The 17,578-nt window shown below is 65.1% G+C and carries 14 protein-coding genes and 1 pseudogene; 9 read left to right on the forward strand and 6 right to left on the reverse strand.

All coding sequences use genetic code 11. From position 1 onward, the window contains the following. The first annotated feature begins 38 nt into the window (after positions 1–38). Genes L6D89_RS21090 through L6D89_RS21100 form a run of 3 tightly spaced genes read left to right on the forward strand, consistent with a single transcriptional unit; the run spans position 39 to position 2,718 of the window. Complete coding sequence (locus L6D89_RS21090) at positions 39–695, forward strand: amino acid ABC transporter permease (RefSeq protein WP_038803618.1); 657 nt, start codon at positions 39–41, stop codon at positions 693–695. Next, positions 692–1,435, forward strand: a complete 744-nt coding sequence (locus L6D89_RS21095; protein WP_236174128.1) for an amino acid ABC transporter ATP-binding protein — start codon at positions 692–694, stop codon at positions 1,433–1,435. Before L6D89_RS21090 ends, L6D89_RS21095 begins: the two co-directional genes overlap by 4 nt. Then, positions 1,432–2,718, forward strand: a complete 1,287-nt coding sequence (locus L6D89_RS21100; RefSeq protein ID WP_236201065.1) for an NAD(P)/FAD-dependent oxidoreductase — start codon at positions 1,432–1,434, stop codon at positions 2,716–2,718. The genes L6D89_RS21095 and L6D89_RS21100 overlap by 4 nt, the downstream gene beginning before the upstream one ends. Before the next feature lie 23 nt (positions 2,719–2,741). Here the strand turns inward: L6D89_RS21100 and L6D89_RS21105 are convergent, their stop codons facing one another. Continuing rightward, the gene (locus tag L6D89_RS21105; RefSeq protein WP_236174130.1) at positions 2,742–3,515 is read right to left on the reverse strand and encodes an AraC family transcriptional regulator; all 774 of its coding nucleotides are present in this window, start codon (positions 3,513–3,515) and stop codon (positions 2,742–2,744) included. Between the two features lie 220 nt (positions 3,516–3,735). Between L6D89_RS21105 and L6D89_RS21110 the strand changes: the two genes are divergently transcribed. After that, positions 3,736–4,830: a polyamine ABC transporter substrate-binding protein gene (locus L6D89_RS21110; RefSeq protein WP_236201066.1), complete on the forward strand. Its 1,095-nt coding sequence runs from the start codon at positions 3,736–3,738 to the stop codon at positions 4,828–4,830. 249 nt (positions 4,831–5,079) lie between these two features. On the opposite strand, the gene L6D89_RS21115 is transcribed toward L6D89_RS21110, so the two are convergent. The 3 genes and pseudogenes from L6D89_RS21115 to L6D89_RS21120 form a co-directional block, all read right to left on the reverse strand. Then, positions 5,080–8,370, reverse strand: a complete 3,291-nt coding sequence (locus L6D89_RS21115) for a YadA-like family protein (RefSeq protein ID WP_236201067.1) — start codon at positions 8,368–8,370, stop codon at positions 5,080–5,082. Between the two features lie 84 nt (positions 8,371–8,454). Continuing rightward, positions 8,455–8,577: pseudogene (locus L6D89_RS32830) on the reverse strand (ESPR domain-containing protein); the annotation flags it as partial. 401 nt (positions 8,578–8,978) lie between these two features. Next, positions 8,979–9,854: a hypothetical protein gene (locus tag L6D89_RS21120; protein WP_236201068.1), complete on the reverse strand. Its 876-nt coding sequence runs from the start codon at positions 9,852–9,854 to the stop codon at positions 8,979–8,981. 433 nt (positions 9,855–10,287) lie between these two features. Between L6D89_RS21120 and L6D89_RS21125 the strand changes: the two genes are divergently transcribed. Genes L6D89_RS21125 through L6D89_RS21135 form a run of 3 tightly spaced genes read left to right on the forward strand, consistent with a single transcriptional unit; the run spans position 10,288 to position 14,085 of the window. Continuing rightward, the gene (locus L6D89_RS21125) at positions 10,288–11,646 is read left to right on the forward strand and encodes a glutamine synthetase family protein (RefSeq protein WP_236174133.1); all 1,359 of its coding nucleotides are present in this window, start codon (positions 10,288–10,290) and stop codon (positions 11,644–11,646) included. A 43-nt stretch (positions 11,647–11,689) separates the two neighbouring features. Next, complete coding sequence (locus L6D89_RS21130; RefSeq protein WP_236201069.1) at positions 11,690–12,775, forward strand: polyamine ABC transporter substrate-binding protein; 1,086 nt, start codon at positions 11,690–11,692, stop codon at positions 12,773–12,775. Between the two features lie 14 nt (positions 12,776–12,789). Continuing rightward, complete coding sequence (locus L6D89_RS21135; RefSeq protein ID WP_236201070.1) at positions 12,790–14,085, forward strand: NAD(P)/FAD-dependent oxidoreductase; 1,296 nt, start codon at positions 12,790–12,792, stop codon at positions 14,083–14,085. A gap of 146 nt (positions 14,086–14,231) precedes the next feature. On the opposite strand, the gene L6D89_RS21140 is transcribed toward L6D89_RS21135, so the two are convergent. Then, a complete protein-coding gene (locus L6D89_RS21140) occupies positions 14,232–15,032 on the reverse strand; it encodes a helix-turn-helix domain-containing protein (RefSeq protein ID WP_236201071.1) in 801 nt (266 codons plus the stop codon). 270 nt (positions 15,033–15,302) lie between these two features. Between L6D89_RS21140 and L6D89_RS21145 the strand changes: the two genes are divergently transcribed. Further along, positions 15,303–15,713, forward strand: a complete 411-nt coding sequence (locus tag L6D89_RS21145) for an MAPEG family protein (RefSeq protein ID WP_236201072.1) — start codon at positions 15,303–15,305, stop codon at positions 15,711–15,713. Between the two features lie 91 nt (positions 15,714–15,804). Next, entirely contained in the window at positions 15,805–16,356 is a 552-nt protein-coding gene (locus L6D89_RS21150; RefSeq protein WP_236201073.1) for a phospholipase D family nuclease, read from the forward strand. Here the strand turns inward: L6D89_RS21150 and L6D89_RS21155 are convergent. Continuing rightward, the gene (locus tag L6D89_RS21155) at positions 16,340–17,383 is read right to left on the reverse strand and encodes an RNA methyltransferase (RefSeq protein ID WP_236201074.1); all 1,044 of its coding nucleotides are present in this window, start codon (positions 17,381–17,383) and stop codon (positions 16,340–16,342) included. The genes L6D89_RS21150 and L6D89_RS21155 overlap by 17 nt on opposite strands. Between the last annotated feature and the right edge of the window lie 195 nt (positions 17,384–17,578).

Raw genomic sequence — 17,578 nt, forward strand, 5'->3', positions numbered from 1 at the left:
CACGGGCGCTCTCTGATTTCCGCTCACGGACACTTCCCATGTTTCTCCAGAATGCTCTGGACTTCCTGCCCATTCTCCTGAGTGGCGCGGTGGTCACCGTGCAGGTCACGATTGCGTCGTTCCTGCTCAGCTCCCTCATCGGCCTGGCCTTCGCCCTGATGATGGTGTCGAAGATTCGCGCCGTCGCGCTGTTCGGCATCTCCGTGGTCAACGTGATCCGCGGCCTGCCGATCATCGTGCAGCTGTTCTACATCTACTTCGTGCTGCCGGACTTCGGCGTGCAGCTCAGCGCCATGCAGGCCGGCATCATCGGTCTGGGCATCGCCTACTCGGCGTACCAGGCGGAGAACTTCCGCGCCGGCATCCAGGCCATCCAGCAGGGGCAGATCGAAGCCGCCGAATCCCTCGGCATGCGCGGCCCGATGATCATGCGCCGGGTGGTGCTGCCGCAGGCCTTCCGCATCGCCCTGCCGCCCTACGGCAACACCCTGGTGATGATGCTCAAGGACTCCTCGCTGGTGTCCACCATCACCGTCGCCGAGATGACCCGCGCCGGCCAGCTGATCGCCTCCTCGACCTTCGAGAACATGACCGTCTACACCCTGGTGGCCCTGCTCTACCTGGCCCTGAGCCTGCCGCTGTCGTATGCCCTGCGCCGTCTCGAAGCGCGCATCGCCACGAGGAAGAAAGCATGATCCGCATCCAGTCGCTGCACAAAAGCTACGGCAGCACCCGTGTCCTCGAAGGCATCGACCTGTCCGTGGAGAGCGGCCAGGTGGTGTGCCTGATCGGCCCATCCGGCTCGGGCAAGTCCACCCTGTTGCGCTGCATCAACGGCCTGGAGACCTACGAGGGTGGCGACATCCTGGTCGGCCAGGAGCGTGTCGACCGCCACGCCAACTCCATCCACGAGATCCGCACCCAGGTGGCGATGGTGTTCCAGCGCTTCAACCTGTTCCCCCACCGCACCGCGCTGCAGAACGTCATGGAAGGCCCGGTGTACGTGAAGAAGGAGCGCCCGGAAGCAGCCCGCGAACACGCCCGCGCGCTGCTGGAAAAGGTCGGCCTGAGCCATCGCATGGATGCCTACCCGGACGAGCTCTCCGGCGGCCAGCAGCAGCGCGTGGCCATCGCCCGTGCCCTGGCCATGCGGCCCAAGGCAATCCTCTTCGATGAACCGACCTCGGCGCTGGACCCGGAGCTGGTCGGCGAAGTGCTGGCGGTGATGCGCAAGCTCGCCGACGAGGGCATGACCATGGTCGTGGTCACCCACGAGATGGGCTTCGCCCGCGAAGTAGCGGACAAGGTGTGCTTCCTCTATGGCGGGCGCATCGTCGAGGAAGGTGCGGCCAAGGACGTGCTCGGCGCGCCGCGCCAGCCGCGCACCCAGGAATTCCTCCGCCGCCTGCTCAACACCGATGGAGGCCAGGCATGAACGCCCAGCCCCTGGCGCTACCGCCCTCGCTCTGGGCAGCCACCGCGAACACCGGCCCGGCAACCCCGGCGCTGGCTGAAGACAAACAGGTCGACGTGGCCATCGTCGGTGCTGGCTACACCGGGCTGGTCACCGCCCTGCACCTGGCCCGCAGTGGCGTGCGCGTCTGCGTGCTGGACGCCGGCGAGCCTGGCTGGGGCGCTTCCGGGCGCAACGGCGGGCAGGTGATTCCCGGCCTCAAGCATGATCCCGACGATCTGCGCCGGATGTTCGGCGGCGCGCAGGCCGAGCGCCTGATCGACGTTGCCGGGGGCGCTGCCGATGAAGTCTTCGAGCTGATCCGCCGCTACGACATCGACTGCGAAGCTACCCGCAAGGGCTGGATTCAACCGGCCGCCTCGCCGGCCGCCCTGCGCGCCATCGAGAAGCGCGCCGAACAGTGGCGCCAGCGCGGCGTGCCGGTGGAAATGCTCGACAAGAGCAGCGTCGCCCAGCGCATCGGCAGCAACGACTACCTCGGCGCCTGGGTCGACCCGCGCGCCGGCAGCGTGCAACCGCTGAGCTACGTGCGTGGCCTGGCCCGCGCCGCGCTGAGCGAAGGCGCCGCGATCCACGGCCACAGCCGGGTGACCGATCTGCGCCGACACGGCAACGGCTGGCAGCTCACTGCGTCCACCGGGCACAGCGTGACTGCCGAGCGCGTTGTCCTCGCCACCAACGGCTACACCGACGACCTGTGGCCGAAGCTGCGGCAGACGGTGATCGCCGCCAACAGCTTCATCGTCGCCACCAGACCCTTGCCGGAGCACCTGCGGCGCAGCGTGCTGCCGGGTGGCGAGGTCTGCTCGGATGCCCGTCGCCTGCTGCTGTACTTCAAGCAGGACGCCCGCGGCCGACTGTTGCTGGGTGGCCGCGGGCCGTTCGCCGAGCCGCGCTCGCCCGGTGACTGGCTGCATCTGAAGCGTTCGCTGCTGGGGCTGTTCCCGCAACTGGCCGAGGTCGAGTTCGAGTACCAGTGGAGTGGCCGCGTGGCGCTGACGCCGGACTTCATGCCGCGGCTGCACGAACCGGCGCCGAACCTGAGCATCCTGCTGGGCTACAACGGCCGCGGCATCGCCATGGCTTCCGCCCTGGGCCGCCACCTGGCCGAGCGCCTGCTGGACCGCGAGAAGGACTTCCCCTTCCCGGCCACGCCGGTACGGCCGATCCCCTTCCACGGTCTGCAACGCCTCTATCTCGGCGTGGGTATCGCCTGGTACCGGCTGCTCGACGCGGTCCTCTGAGCGAACCCGGCCTGGCGCCTGCGTCAGGCCGGGTCTCCTCCCTGCATGGCCGCCAGGTAGGCACGCGGCGGCTGCCCGGTGTGCTCGCGGAAGCAGCGGTAGAACACCGACAGCGAATTGAAGCCCACCGCGAACGCCAGTTCGTCGATGCGTGCCGCCGGTTCCTCGCGCAGGCGCTCCAGCAGGTGGCCGATACGCGCCTGATTCAGGTAGCGGTAGAAACTCTGCCCGAGCACCTGGTTGAGCAGATAGGAAATCTGGTTGCGCGTGTAGCCGGTGGCCCGCGCCAGGCGCTCCAGGTCCATCTCCGGATCGAGATAGGGATGGGCGCTGCCGAAGTACGACTCGATATCCAGCAGCATCTTGCCCACCTGGGCGGAGTTCAGGCCCAGGCGGCGCTGGTCCTTGACGCCCTCCTCGCGCTGTTCGCGCACCGGCGTGGCATATTCGTGGACACGCCAGATCAGCCCGTCGCGCACGGTGATCGCCTCGCTGGCGCGGAACGACGCCAGCCGGCTGCTGCGCCGCAGCGTCAGGCGCGAGCGGTACTGGATGAACGCGGTGTCGCCGTCGGCGCGAATCTGGTCGATATGCTCGATGTGATGCTGCGGGCTGCGCGGCATGGCCGTGCGGATGTACCCGGGCAACTCGCTGGCAGGGATTTCCAGGTCATTGTAGAAGTCGCAGTACTGCACCTGCGGATGGAACATCGCCAGCACGCCGTCGACGTCGCGGTTCATCCAGCACTGGTGGTAGCGCGTGACCACTTCGCGGGTGCGCTCGGTTTCTTCATTCATGGTTTTCCCTCCGCCCAGGCCCGCAGCGTAGGGCGCGAGTATCGCGCTGCACAGTGCCGCGGGTACGCAGCAGCATCGCCGATTCCGCCCGTGCACGGAAGAACGACGCAAAACCCCGCGACGCCTAGTTTTCGGCCAGGGCCGAAAACAATAGAACAGTGCCCATTTCCCACCTGCCGATCGCATTGGCGCCGCGCAAGCCGGCGCCCCAGGAGTGAAGATGAACAAGCGTGCTTTGGGTTGTCTGGCCGGCCTGCTGGCCGGTGCCGCGTTGCCGGTACTGGCGGCGCCGCAAGAGGTGCATTTCGCCAACTGGGCCGACTATATCGGGCCGACCGTGCTGCAGGACTTCCAGAAGGAAACCGGGATCAAGGTGGTGCTCGACGCCTTCGAATCCGATGAAGTGCTGGAAGCCAAGCTGCTCACCGGGCATTCCGGCTTCGACGTGGTGGTGCCCTCGGCGGACTTCCTCGCCCGCCAGCTCAAGGCCGGCGTGTACCGCCCGCTGGATGACGCGCTGCTGCCCAACCGCAAGAACCTCGACCCTGACCTGCTGGCCCGCGTGGCACAGTCCGACCCGGGCAACCGCTTCGCCGTACCGTATCTCTGGGGCACCGTCGGCATCGGCTACAACCCGGCCAAGGTCAAGGCCGCGCTGGGCGCCGACGCACCGCTGGACTCCTGGGACCTGGTGTTCAAGCCGGAGAACCTGGCCAAGCTCAAGGGCTGCGGCGTGGCCTTCCTCGACTCGCCGGCGAAGATCCTGCCGCTGGCCCTGCACTACCTCGGCAAGGATCCGAACAGCAACAACCCGGCGGACTACGAGGCCGGCACCAAGCTGCTGGAAAGCCTCAAGCCCTCGGTCACCTACTTCAGCTCCACCAAATACATCGCCGACCTCGCCAACGGCAACGTCTGCATCGCCATCGGCTTCTCCGGCGACGTACTGCAGGCGCAGAAGAGCGCCCAGGAAGCCGGCGGCGCAGTGAACGTCGAGTACAGCGTACCGAAGGAAGGCACCAACATCTGGTTCGACACCCTGGCCATCCCCAAGGACGCACGCAACCCCGAAGGCGCCCACGCCTTCATCAACTACCTGCTGCGCCCGGACGTGATCGCCAGGACCAGCGACTACCTGCACTACGCCAACGCCAACGTGCCGGCCAAGGCGCTGATGGATGAGAAAGTCCGCAGCAATCCGGCGGTCTATCCGGACGCGCAGCTGGTCAAGGGCATGTACGTCAGCCTGCCGCCCAGCCCATCGATCCTGCGCCTGATCACCCGCGACTGGAGCCGGATCAAGTCCGGGGTCTGACCTCGGCTGGCGGGATACTCGTCTGTCAGGCACTGCCAAGGGTTCGACGTCGAGCATGCGTTGATGCAGCTGCAAGGGTTGCTGCGCATGAAACGGCAAAGCTCTGCAGACGCAGCCTGGAGCACGATCCGCGCGCCCTCGCCATGCCAAAGCACGCAACGGAAAACGCCCCGTTACACAGCTCGTGTAGCGGGGCGTTGTCTTCCATCGGATCAATAGCCGCTGGCGATCACCAACGGAGTTTTCGCCTTACCAGTTGTAGCCGACCGCCCCCCCTGCCGAGAAACGACCCTGAGTATCGGTGCTGCCACCCAGCTTGGTAGTCCACTTGCCGTCGTTGGAAACATGCGACACGCCCACGGACACAGCGGACTGGCCATTGTAGGTACCCACACCGACCGCGGTGGTGCTGCCGCCGTTGACCATCGGCTGCGGCAGGCTGGCAATGGCGATGGCCCCGGCGATACCCGCGCTCAGTTGGTCATCCTGTTCGCTGAGGTCGTGCTTGAGGTCGTTGTAACGCTGGTTGGACTCACTGTTCAGCGCGTTCAGGGCATCGTTCACCTGGCCTACGTTGACCGCGTCGGTACGCTCGACCCCCGCGGCCACATGGGTGATCTGGCGCTCGTTGCCAGCACTGCCCACGGCGACGCTGTTGTCGCGTTCGGCAACCGAGTTGGCGCCGATGGCCACCGAGTTCTTGCCCACGGCCTTGGCATTGCTGCCAATGGCGGTGCTGTTCTCAGCCACGGCCTCGGCACCCGCACCACCGGCGACAGCGTTGTTGCCGGTCACTTTGGGCTTGGGCAGGTTCTGACTGTTCTTCACCTGGAACATGCCATCGGTGCCGTTCTGCACGTTACTGACATCGGCTTCGACCTTGCTGACGCGATTGTCCACCTGGGCAACCGAAGCGGCCATGCCGTCGGTGATCCCGGAGACCTTGCTGTCGGTGTACGACTTCGACTCGGCGACTGCGCCATCCAGTTGCCGCAGGTTGACAGCATCGGTGGCCGCCTTGCCGTCAGCCACGTTGGCAAGCGCACGGGTCTCGCCAGTGGCGGCATTGCCAATCGATACAGTGCCCACGGTAGCGTTGTCCGCTCCGGAGTACTTGCCGCTGTAGCTCTCGGCGCCACGCCCGTTGTCACTGGCACCCTGGCCCAGGGCAATACTGCCCTTGGCCGAAGCTTCGGCGTCAGCGCCCAAGGCGACAGAGCCTTCAGCGCTTGCCACGGCATTGCCGCCCACGGCGATAGCATCAGCGCCGCTGGCAACCGAGTCAGCCTTGCTGGAGCTGGTGTGGAAGTACTTGATGCCGCCACCGTTGGCGATGTTGGTGACGCTGCCTTCCAGGTTGGTGACGCGACCATCGATGAGAGCGACGTTCTGGTTGGTCTCGAACAGCTGTGCACCGTTTACCGCATCGCTGCTGTCAGCGCTCAGCTCGCCAGCCTTGAGGTTGCTGAGCTGGACAGCCTTGCCGGCACTGCCCAGGGTGACCTTGTCGTGTGCCGCCGAGTCATACATCACCGCGTCGCCCATCAGGCCCGACAGGCCGCCGATGGTGCTGTTGATGGAGGAAATGTCGGTGCTGTTCTGTACGGTGCGAGCGTCGATATTGCTGATTGCATCGCCCATGTTGCCCACGCTGCTGGTGGAGCCGTCGGCGTTGGTCACGACATAGCTCGGAGCGGAGATGGAGCCGTCCGCGTTGACCACCGAACCGCCACCCATGGCACTCGCCACGGATTGGCTCACGCCAAACAGCTGCGAACCGTTGACGGCCTCCTTGCTGTCGGCAGCCACGCTACCGTCGGCCACGTTGACCAGCTTGCGCGCCCCGGCGGTGCCGAGGAAATCGACGGCGGCGCCATCGGTGTCCTTGCCCACGGTCAGGTTTTCGCCAGCGGCGGATTGCTGGACGAGACCGATGGTGCCGCTGTTGAGGTTGGTGGTGATGGTGGAAATATCACCCTCAACGTTGGTCACGCGACCGTCGAGGTTGTTGATCGAGGTGGTGTTGTTGGTGATGTCAGTGGTGTTCTGTGCGGTCCGGTTATCGATGTTGCTGATCACATCGCCCAGGTTGTTCACGCTGCTGGTGGAACCGTCGGCGTTGGTCACGACGTAGCTCGGAGCGGAGATGGAACCGTCCGCGTTGACCACCGAACCGCCACCCATGGCGCTCGCCACGGATTGGCTCACGCCAAACAGCTGCGAACCGTTGACGGCCTCTTTGCTGTCGGCAGCCACGCTACCGTCGGCCACGTTGATCAGCTTGCGCGCACCGTCGGTGCCGAGGAAATCGACGGCCGCGCCATCGGTGTCCTTGCCTACGCTCAGGTTTTCGCCAGCGGCGGATTGCTGGACAAGACCGATGGTGCCGCTGTTGATCTGCGCACCGATGTTGGTGATGGAGGTATTGATGTTGGAGATATCGCCCTCGTTGGTGGTCACGCGAGCATCGAGGTTGCTGATCGAGGTGGTGTTGCCAGCCACGCTGGTGTCCAGATTGCCCAGTGCCGCATCGACCTTGCTGAAACCAGCACCAATGTTGGTTGCTGCACCCGTGGTGCCGGCAATGAGGTTGGCGTTATTCAGTGCAAAACTTGGTGCCCTGATTGTGCCGTCCGGACTCATTACAGCGCCGCCGCCGATGGCATTCATCACTGACTGACTCACGCCAAAGAGCTGGTTGCCGTTCAAGGCCTCCTTGCTGTTGGCAGCCACGGTGCCGTCCTTCACGTTGATCAGCTTGCGCGCACCGCCAGTGCCGAGGAAGTCGACGGCTGCGCCATCGGTATCCTTGCCAACGGCCAGGTTGGCGCCAGCAGCGGACTGCTGGACCAGGCCAACAGAGCCATTGTTGAGATTGGTGGTCAGGTTGTTGATGCTGGTGGTGTTGCCGGCCACGCTGGTGCCCAGATTGCCCAGCGCCGCATCGACTTTGCTGAAACCAGCGCCAATGTTGGTTGCTGCACCCGTGGTGCCGGCAATGAGGTTGGCGTTACTCAGTGCAAAACTTGGTGCCCTGATTGTGCCGTCCGGACTCATTACAGCACCGCCGCCGATGGCATTCATCACCGACTGACTTACGCCAAAGAGCTGGTTGCCGTTCAAGGCCTCCTTGCTGTTGGCAGCCACGCTACCGTCCTTCACGTTGATCAGCTTGCGCGCACCGCCAGTGCCGAGGAAGTCGACAGCTGCGCCATCGGTGTCCTTGCCTACGCTCAGGTTGGCGCCAGCAGCGGATTGCTGGACCAGGCCAACAGAGCCATTGTTGAGATTGGTGGTCAGGTTGTTGATGCTGGTGGTGTTGCCGGTCACGCTGGTGTTCAGCTTGCCCAGGGCTGCATCGACCTTGCCGAAGCCCGAGCCGACGTCAGTCGCCGCGCCAGTGGTGCCGCCAATAAGATTGGCGTTGCCCAGTGCAAAGCTAGGTGCGGTCAGAACGCCGGTGGCGCTATTGTAGGTCGCGCCACCACCCAGCGCCGAAGCAGTAGTGGAGCCAATGTTATTTACATTCTCGCAAAGCAAGACGGCGCTGTAGTAAGGGCTTTCCGGATCGCAATTAGCCTCCTCGGCCAGCGCATCGGACAGACCTCCCAGACCGCTACCGCTCAGCACAAGAGCTGAGAGGACAGTACGTACGGACGCGGACTTCGTCTTGCCTTTGGCAAGTTCTGAAACAGCAACATAGGTGCCTGTTTTCTCGCACCAGACACTGCGATAACTACGATTCATTTTCTACTCTCCCTACATTGACAGGGCCGCGCCAAAAGAAGGATTGGGTGGGCGGAGGCCTGCCATGCTAGGGAGGTGGGCGATCTGACGAAGTCGGGGTTCTCGTGAGGTTATGTAGGATTAATCTCAACGAAAAGGACCAATAAACAAGTGAACTCTCGCTTTAGATGAAGGGATAATCCATACAAAACACCCCATGCATTCTGCGAAGAGATAGCCACCCAGGCCATCGGCAGAACGCCTGCCAACCGTGCAGTGCGTGGGGCAAAAAGAACCGGGGACGCGCGGGGTATTTGCAGCCCCACCTCACCCCGCCCTCTCGGTCAACCATAAAGTGCGGCAAGCAAGAGTCTGTCGGCCCAGCGCATTCCCTCCGACCGAGGCCCCGTACCAAGCACCAGCTATTGCGCAGAGGAAGCCTTGCTGACCTGCGCCAGGTTGGCGACCTGGAGGCGGTAACTGGTCCCCAGGAGAGTGCCCTTGCCGTACCAGAGCTGCCCGTAGTTCCGGAAGGTCAGGCCCTCGCTGGTCGATAGGTCGAAAGACACCCCGGTGTTGGTCCTGAAGGTGAGCTGGTCATGATCCAGATGGTCGAGCCGATAGCGGGTGTCCGGCGCCGGTGCCAATTGTTTCTGGCGCGCCAGATAGCTGGGCGCGAGCTCACGGAACATGGCCTGTGCACGGGCGCGGTAATCGGGCTCACTCAGGCCGGGTAGCGCCGCAAGACGCGAAGCGATGATGGCGAAGATGTCGCTATCGGCCCGAGCCTGGCTCAGCTTGAGCGACAGCAGCCGGCTCACCGCCTGCTGGTCGATGGCAGGCTGAGAGTCGTCGCCCTTGGCCTTGCCGTCACCAGCGTTGGCAGCCGGCTGCACGTGCAGCACTTCGCTGGGTTTGAGCGGGACGAATGCCGCGCTGGCCTGATCAGCCGCACAGGCGGCGAGTTGCCCGGCGCGGTCGCCGTTGCCCAGCAGGGCCAACGCATCGGTGCTCTCGCGCGGCAGCCTGGCGACGTCGATGCCGAGCCTGGCCAACTCTGCAACGTTCTGCTGCGGGGTGATCCGGCCCTCGCCCAGTGCACAGAGGTGATCCACCAGCACGGGAATCTGCTTGCCGTTGAAGGTTGGTGCCAGGGAGCGCACAGCGTCCTGCACCAACGGTAGCGTGGGCACACTGACCCAGCCGTTGGCCAGCGCCTGCTCCGGCGACACGCTCTGTGGGCCGCAACCTGCCAGGGCGACGAAGAAAGCCGGAAAAGCGAGAAACTTGGAGTTCATGGGGATCACCAGAGGGGGAAAGGAGCCTCGCTGCAGTGATACCCCTCAGCGAGATGGCGGCGATTCTAGAAATCCCCCCGGCCTCCCGCGGTCCTTGAACTCCTAACAGTACGTAGGAATTTTCCCTATGAATAATCAGAAAGCCAGCAACGGCCGTCAGATTTCACAGAAGGACACCGAGGGACGAGGTGCGCCAACGCATCCTGGCGGCAGAGCACAGCATTTCCGGCACGGGAAGCACCCGTAATCTGCCGATCCATGGTCGCTCCCATTCAGCAAAGGCCGGGCGCACAGGCGACATTTTTTGTGCGCCGATCCGGAACACCTGCGCAAAGTGGATAGAACGCCCCCGTGCCTCCAGCCGACACTAGCCCCGCCTGGCAGCCTGACGCTGCGTGTGCATCCATTACAAAAAACCAAATCCGAGGCTTGTATGAACACCCCCGCCGAGCAACTGGAGCAACGGCTGAAGCAACAGAAAATCACCGAAGTCGAATGCGTGGTGAGCGATCTCACCGGCATCGCCCGCGGCAAGATTTCCCCCACCAACAAGTTCCTCGGCGAGGGGGGCATGCGTCTCCCCGAAAGTGTTCTGCTGCAGACGGTCACCGGCGATTTCGTCGATGACGACGTCTATTACGACCTGCTCGACGAAGCGGACATCGACATGGTCTGCCGTCCCGACCCGGACGCCATCTTCCTGGTGCCGTGGGCGCTGGAGCCGACCGCGATGGTCATCCACGACACCTTCGACAAGGTCGGCAACCCCATCGAACTGTCCCCGCGCAACGTCCTCAAGCGCGTGCTCAAGCTCTACGCCGACAAGGGCTGGAGCCCGGTGGTGGCGCCGGAGATGGAGTTCTACCTGACCAAGCGCAGCAGCGACCCGGACTTCCCGCTGGAAGCCCCCGTGGGCCGCTCGGGCCGCCCGGAAAGCGGCCGCCAGAGCTTCTCCATCGATGCCGCCAACGAATTCGACCCGCTGTTCGAGGACGTCTACGACTGGTGCGAACTGCAGGGCCTGGACCTCGATACGCTGATCCACGAGGACGGCCCGGCGCAGATGGAAATCAACTTCCGTCACGGCGACGCGCTGAGCCTGGCCGACCAGATCATCGTGTTCAAGCGCACCATGCGCGAAGCCGCGCTCAAGCATGACGTCAGCGCCACCTTCATGGCCAAGCCGATCACCGACGAGCCCGGCAGCGCCATGCACATCCACCAGAGCGTGCTGGACATCGCCACCGGCAAGAACATCTTCGCCGCCGAAGACGGCTCCATGAGCCAGCTGTTCCTGCACTACATCGGCGGCCTGCAGAAGTACATCCCGAAAGTGCTGCCGATGTTCGCGCCCAATGTGAACTCCTTCCGCCGCTTCCTGCCGGATACTTCCGCGCCAGTGAACGTCGAATGGGGCGAGGAAAACCGCACCGTGGGCCTGCGCGTCCCCGCTGCCCCGCCGATCGCCATGCGCGTGGAAAACCGCCTGCCGGGCGCCGACGCCAACCCCTACCTGGCGCTGGCCGCCAGCCTGCTCTGCGGCTACCTGGGCATGATCGAACAGGTCAACCCCAGCGCTGCTGTCCAGGGCCGCGCGTACGAGCGCCGCAACCTGCGCCTGCCGATCACCATCGAGGACGCGCTGCAGCAGATGGAAGACTGCGCCGTACTGAAGGAATTCCTCGGCGAGAAATTCGTGCAGGGCTACGTGGCGGTGAAGCGCACCGAGCACGAGAACTTCAAGCGGGTGATCAGCTCCTGGGAGCGCGAGTTCCTCCTGCTGAGCGTCTGAGCAACCCCACTACTCCATTCACAACAACAATTCGGGAGTCGTCATGAGACTGCTGCGCACCCTTGCGCCCTTCGCCCTGGCTAGCTTTGCCATGGGCGCTCACGCTGAACCGACGGTCAGCATCTACAACTGGACCGACTACATCGCCCCGGACACCCTCGCCGGCTTCCAGAAAACCACCGGGATCAAACCGGTGTACGACGTCTTCGATTCCAACGAGACCCTCGAAGGCAAGCTGCTGGCGGGCCGTTCCGGCTACGACGTGGTGGTGCCGTCCAACCACTTCCTGACCCGCCAGGTGCAGGCCGGCGTGTTCCTCGAACTGGACCGCAGCAAGCTGCCGAACTGGAAGCACCTGGACCCGGTACTACTCAAGCTGCTGGAACAGAACGACCCGGGCAACAAGCATTCGGTGCCCTACCTGTGGGGCACCAACGGCATCGGCTACAACGTCGCCAAGGTCAAGCAGGTGCTGGGCGTCGACAAGATCGACTCCTGGTCGGTGCTGTTCGAGCCGGAGAACATCAAGAAGCTCCAGGCGTGCGGCGTGGCCTTCATGGACTCGCCCGACGAGATGATCCCCTCGGTGCTCAACTACCTGGGGCTGGACCCCAACAGCACCAACCCGGCGGACTACCCCAAGGCCGAGGCGAAGCTGGTGGCGGTACGCCCGTACGTCACCTACTTCCACTCGTCCAAGTACATCTCGGACCTGGCCAACGGTAACATCTGCGTGGCCTTCGGCTACTCCGGCGACGTGTTCCAGGCCGCCGCCCGCGCCAAGGAAGCGAAGAACGGCATCGAGATCGCCTACAGCATTCCCAAGGAAGGCGCGAACCTGTGGTTCGACCTGATGGCGATCCCCTCGGATGCCGGCCATCCGGAACAGGCCCTGGCGTTCATCAACTACATCCTCGATCCGAAGGTGATCGCCGGCATCAGCGAGTACGTCGGCTACCCCAGCGCCAACGCTGACGCCAAGGCCCTGCTGCCCGAGGAAATGCAGAACAACCCCGAGGTCTACCCGAGCCAGGCCGTGCTCGACAAGCTGTACATCGCCAAGGCGCCGCCGCCCAAGATCATGCGCCTGATGACCCGCAGCTGGAGCAAGATCAAGTTCAACCAATGAAACGAGAAAGCCCCATGAAGTACACCGAGGAGCACGCCGCGTCCTACTACGCCGCGACCGCCCGCGACCGGCAGCAGTATCCCTCCCTCAGCGGAGAGATACGCGCGGACGTCTGCGTGATCGGCGGCGGCTTCACCGGCGTCAACACAGCCCTGGAGCTGGCCCGCCGCGGCCACTCCGTGGTGCTGCTGGAAGCCCGGCGCATCGGCTGGGGCGCCAGCGGGCGCAACGGCGGGCAGCTGATTCGTGGCATCGGCCACGACGTCAGCGGCTTCGCCAAGCACGTCGGTGAGGCTGGTGTTCGTTACCTCGAGCAGGCGGGTGTGGATTCGGTGGCCCTGGTCGCCGAACGCATCCAGGAACTGGGCATCGAGTGCGACCTGCGCTGGGGCTTCTGCGAGCTGGCCAACACCCCGGCGCAATACGCCGCCATGGTCCGCGAGCAGGAGTCGCTGAGCACCTCGGACTACCCGCACGAAACCCGGCTGGTGCCGCCCGAGCGCATGCGCGAAGTGGTCGCCAGCGACTGCTATGCCGGTGGGCACATCGACATGGGCTCGGGCCACCTGCACCCGCTCGACCTGGTGAAGGGCGAGGCCCGCGCGGCCAAGGCCTTCGGCGCGCAGATCTTCGAGCAGAGCCCGGTGCTGCGCATCGAGCACGGTGCGACTGCCGTCGTTCACTGCGCCCAGGGCCGCGTGCTGGCGAACACCCTGGTGCTCGGCTGCAACGCGCACCTGGATGAGCTGGAGCCGAAGTTGACCGGCAAGGTGCTGCCCGCCGGCAGCTATGTGGTGGCCACCGAGCCGCTGTCCGAGGAGCTGGCGGCGCAACTGATCCCGCAGAACATGGCGCTGTGCGACCAGAAGGTGGGGCTCGACTACTACCGTCTGACGGCCGACCGGCGCCTGCTGTTCGGCGGCGCCTGCCACTACTCCGGGCGCGACCCGGCGGACATCGGCGCCTACATGCGGCCGAAGGTGCTCAAGGTGTTCCCGCAGTTGCAACAGGTGAAGCTCGACTACCAGTGGGGCGGCATGATCGGCATTACCGCCAATCGCTTCCCCCAGGTCGGACGGCTCAAAAGCCATCCGAATGTGTACTTCGCCCAGGGCTATTCCGGCCACGGGCTGAACGTCACGCACTGGGCGGCCAAGCTGCTGGCGGAAGCCATCCACCAGGGTGAGAGCAAGGGCCTGGACCTGTTCAGCGCCGTGCCGCACCTGACCTTCCCCGGCGGCAAGCTGCTGCGCTCGCCGCTGCTGGCGCTGGGGATGGCGTGGTATCGGGTACGCGAGCTGATCGGCTGACGTTGTAGGAGCGAGCTTGCTCGCGAACCAGTCCCGGCGTCGCCGGTTGCCGATCGCGGACGGAGTCCGCTCCTACGCTCAACGGTTACGTAGGAGCGGACTCCGTCCGCGATGGCTCAGCTTCCGCTCCGTTGCAGGCAATGGGATCAGGCCCGGCCACCCAGCCTGGCAGTGGTCTTCGGATACTCGCCGAACAGCGCGAAGTACGACTGGGAAAACCGTCCCAGGTGCCAGAACGACCACTTCATCGCCACCTCGGCCACGGTCACGCCGGACTCGGCGGCGGCCAGCAGGTCGCGGCGCGCGGCGTTCAGGCGGCGGTTGCGCAGCCAGACGATGGGCGGGATGCCGGCGTAATGCAGGAACGACTGCTGCAGCGTGCGCGGTGAAACGCCCGCCTTGGCGGCGAGGTCGGCCATGCCGAACTGCTCGTCGGGGCAGTCGTTCACCACTTCCTTGACCCGCTGCACCACGCGCTTGGCCTGGACGATGGAGCGCGCGCGGCGCTCGCCATCCAGGGGCGCCTCGCACAGCAGCGAAAAACAGTTGGCGACGATACTCTGCGCCACACCCGGCGCATCCATCGGGTCGTCACCGGTCGAAGCGCCGGTCAGCAGGTTGCTCAGCAAAGTCGCCACCGACTGGCAGTGGCCCGAGCGCAGCGGCGTCAGCACCAGGTCGGCGAAGGCATCGGCCGGCTGGCCCCAGTTCGCCGACTCCTTGATCACCACCGCCACCTCGCGGTAGTTCTCCGGCGTGACCCAGGCGTTGCGGGTTTCCCCGTCGAGCAGGTAGAGGGCGTTGTCGGACATGTCGAAACTGAACACCAGCGCACCGGGCGGGGCATGGAATTCCTGCTCGACGCGCAGGTTCATCTGCTCCTCGTAGAGCTCGAGCCCATCGACCTCGGCATGCAGGATGCGCCCGGAGAATCGGCCGGCGGACATCTGCGTGTACTGCTGCTCCCAACCAGGAATGGCAATTCGCTGCTGATCTACTTCTTGTGCTTCGACAACCCGGATCGCCATACCCAGCCCTGCTGGTTTTTTCAGATGCGGAAGGCTACCAACCGCAGCAAGCCCCGTGCAAGTCAAACGCAGCGGCCATCGGCCCTGGAGCCGTGTCGCTGGTCGCCTCGGCGCAGGCTTGGACACCACCCGCCTGCACCGCCTATAGTCAGCAGCCATCCCGGCGTCCGCAGTGAAGGATCACCCGCCATGCACCCGCTCATCCTGCCCATGGCCGCCCAGGTGGCGTGGGCCGCCTTCCTCTATGTGCTGCTGACCGTCGCCCGCGCACCGAAGATCTGGGGCGTCGGCCAGCGGGCGGACGGAAGCAATCCCTGGGCCGGCATCGAGCCGCGCATCAGCGCCAACCTGTCCAACCAGTTCGAATGGCCGCTGTTCTTCTACGTCGCCTGCCTGCTGCTGATCCAGCACCCGCTGAACCTCGCCGCGGCAACCTGGCTCGCCTGGCTGTTCATCGCCGGCCGCGTGGCGCACAGCGCGGTACAGATACTCACGAGCAACGTGCGCCTGCGCGGGCTGGTCTTCACCATCAACTTCCTCGCCGTGCTCGGACTGTGGCTGGTCGCCGTCCGCGCGCTTGCCGCAGCGCCCGGCGTCTGACGGTGCAGGGAACATCACGGTGCGCTCAGGCACTCGACAGCCACCACGACTAGGATTGCCTGACGCCCCAGCATTCGGTCGAACCAGAACCATGCCGACATTCCGCCTCCTGTTGCTGCTCCTCGCCATACCCGCGCTGTCCCAGGCCGCCCCTCAGGTCGAGGTGGGTTTTTCCCCGGAGGGCTCGGCGCGGGCGCTGGTCCTGCAGGCCATCGGCAGCGCGAAGCACAGCATCCACATGCTCGCCTACGCCTTCCAGGCGCCGGACATCGCCCAGGCGCTGGTCGATGCCAGCAGGCGCGGCGTGCGCGTGCAGGTGGTGGTCGACAAGCAGCGCAACCTTGGCGCTGCCAGCCGGGCGGCCATGGACCTGGTAACCCGCCAGGGCGTCGAATTGCGCACCAACGACCGCTATCACCTGCACCACGACAAGACCTTCATCGTCGATGAGCACACCGTGGAAACCGGCTCGTTCAACTTTGCCGTGTCGGCTGAGACCGTCAACTCGGAAAATGTGCTGGTGCTGCGCAATGCCCCGGAAGTGGCGCGCCAGTACCTGGCGCACTGGCAGTCCCGCTGGGACCAGGGTGAAGCCTATCCGGCTCGCGAGCGGCAGGAGGACAGCGCTAGTCGGCGGGAATGATTCGCCGGCGGGTCGTGGCGATCAGCCCGGTCGCCCGCGCCCGCAACTGGCCGCAGCCGCCCTCGACGTCCTGCCCGGCGCTGTTGCGCACCTTGGTCAGTACGCCACGGCTGTGCAGGTAGCGGACCATCTCGACGATACGTTCGCCGTCCGGGCGCTGGTACTGGTCACCTTCCAGCGCATTGAAGGGGATCAGGTTGAGCACACCGAACTTGCCCTTGAGCAGCCGCAGGATGCCATCGAGTTCTTCCTGGCTGTCGTTGATGCCCTTGAGCAGCGTCCACTGGTACTGGATCGGGTAGTCGGTGACGCGCGCGTAGGCCTCGCCCTGCTCCACCAGCTCCTCGGGCGTCAGCTTCGGCGCGCGCGGCAACAGATGTTCGCGCAGCTCGGCGTTACTGGTATGCAGCGACAGCGCCAGCGCCGGCTTTATTCGCTGCTGCGGCAGGCGCTCGAAGACCCGCGGATCGCCGACGGTGGAAAACACCAGGTTCTTGTGGCCGATGCCGCCGTCGCTGCCGAGGCGATCGATGGCCTCGAGCACGTTGTCGAGGTTGTGCGCCGGCTCGCCCATGCCCATGAACACCACCTTCTTCACCGGCCGCACGCGCCGTGCGAGTACCAGTTGGGCGACGATCTCGGTGGTGGAAAGCTGGCGCAGCAGGCCGCTCTTGCCGGTCATGCAGAAGCGGCAGCCCACGGCGCAACCGACCTGGGTGGACACACAGACACCGCCGCGCGGCAACAACACGCTCTCCACCATCTGCCCATCGGCCAGGCGGACCAGCAGGCGCTCGGAATTGTCGCCAGCCGGATGGCGCGACTGGACGGTCGCCAGGGCATCCAGCTCAGCGGCGATCTGCGCCACGCCGTTGCGCACGCTCAGCGGCAGGAAGTCCTCGGTGGCCTGGCGCTTGGTGCCGGCATCCAGCGCCCTGCCCTGCAGCCAGGCGCGCAACATCCGAGCGCGGTGCAGGGGCAGCGCGCCGAGGTCGGCAAGGCGTTGGTCGAGGTCGGAGATTCGCATGGGGCGCGCATCCTACCACCCGGCGCCGGCGCGGCGTAGCGCTGCCGGTCGATGGCGCTGGAACACCCGTCGTAGACGCCTCGCTGCGTCAACCGCGCACACCCACCTTTGAGATTCGTCTGATTCAGCCCCCCCCACCGCCCCCCTACAGCTGTCTCTTATAACAATCTGACGCTGCCGACGACGGAGAGAGTG

The sequence above is a fragment of the Pseudomonas pseudonitroreducens genome (assembly GCF_021603645.1).
In the GTDB taxonomy this organism is placed as follows: Bacteria; Pseudomonadota; Gammaproteobacteria; order Pseudomonadales; family Pseudomonadaceae; genus Pseudomonas; species Pseudomonas pseudonitroreducens.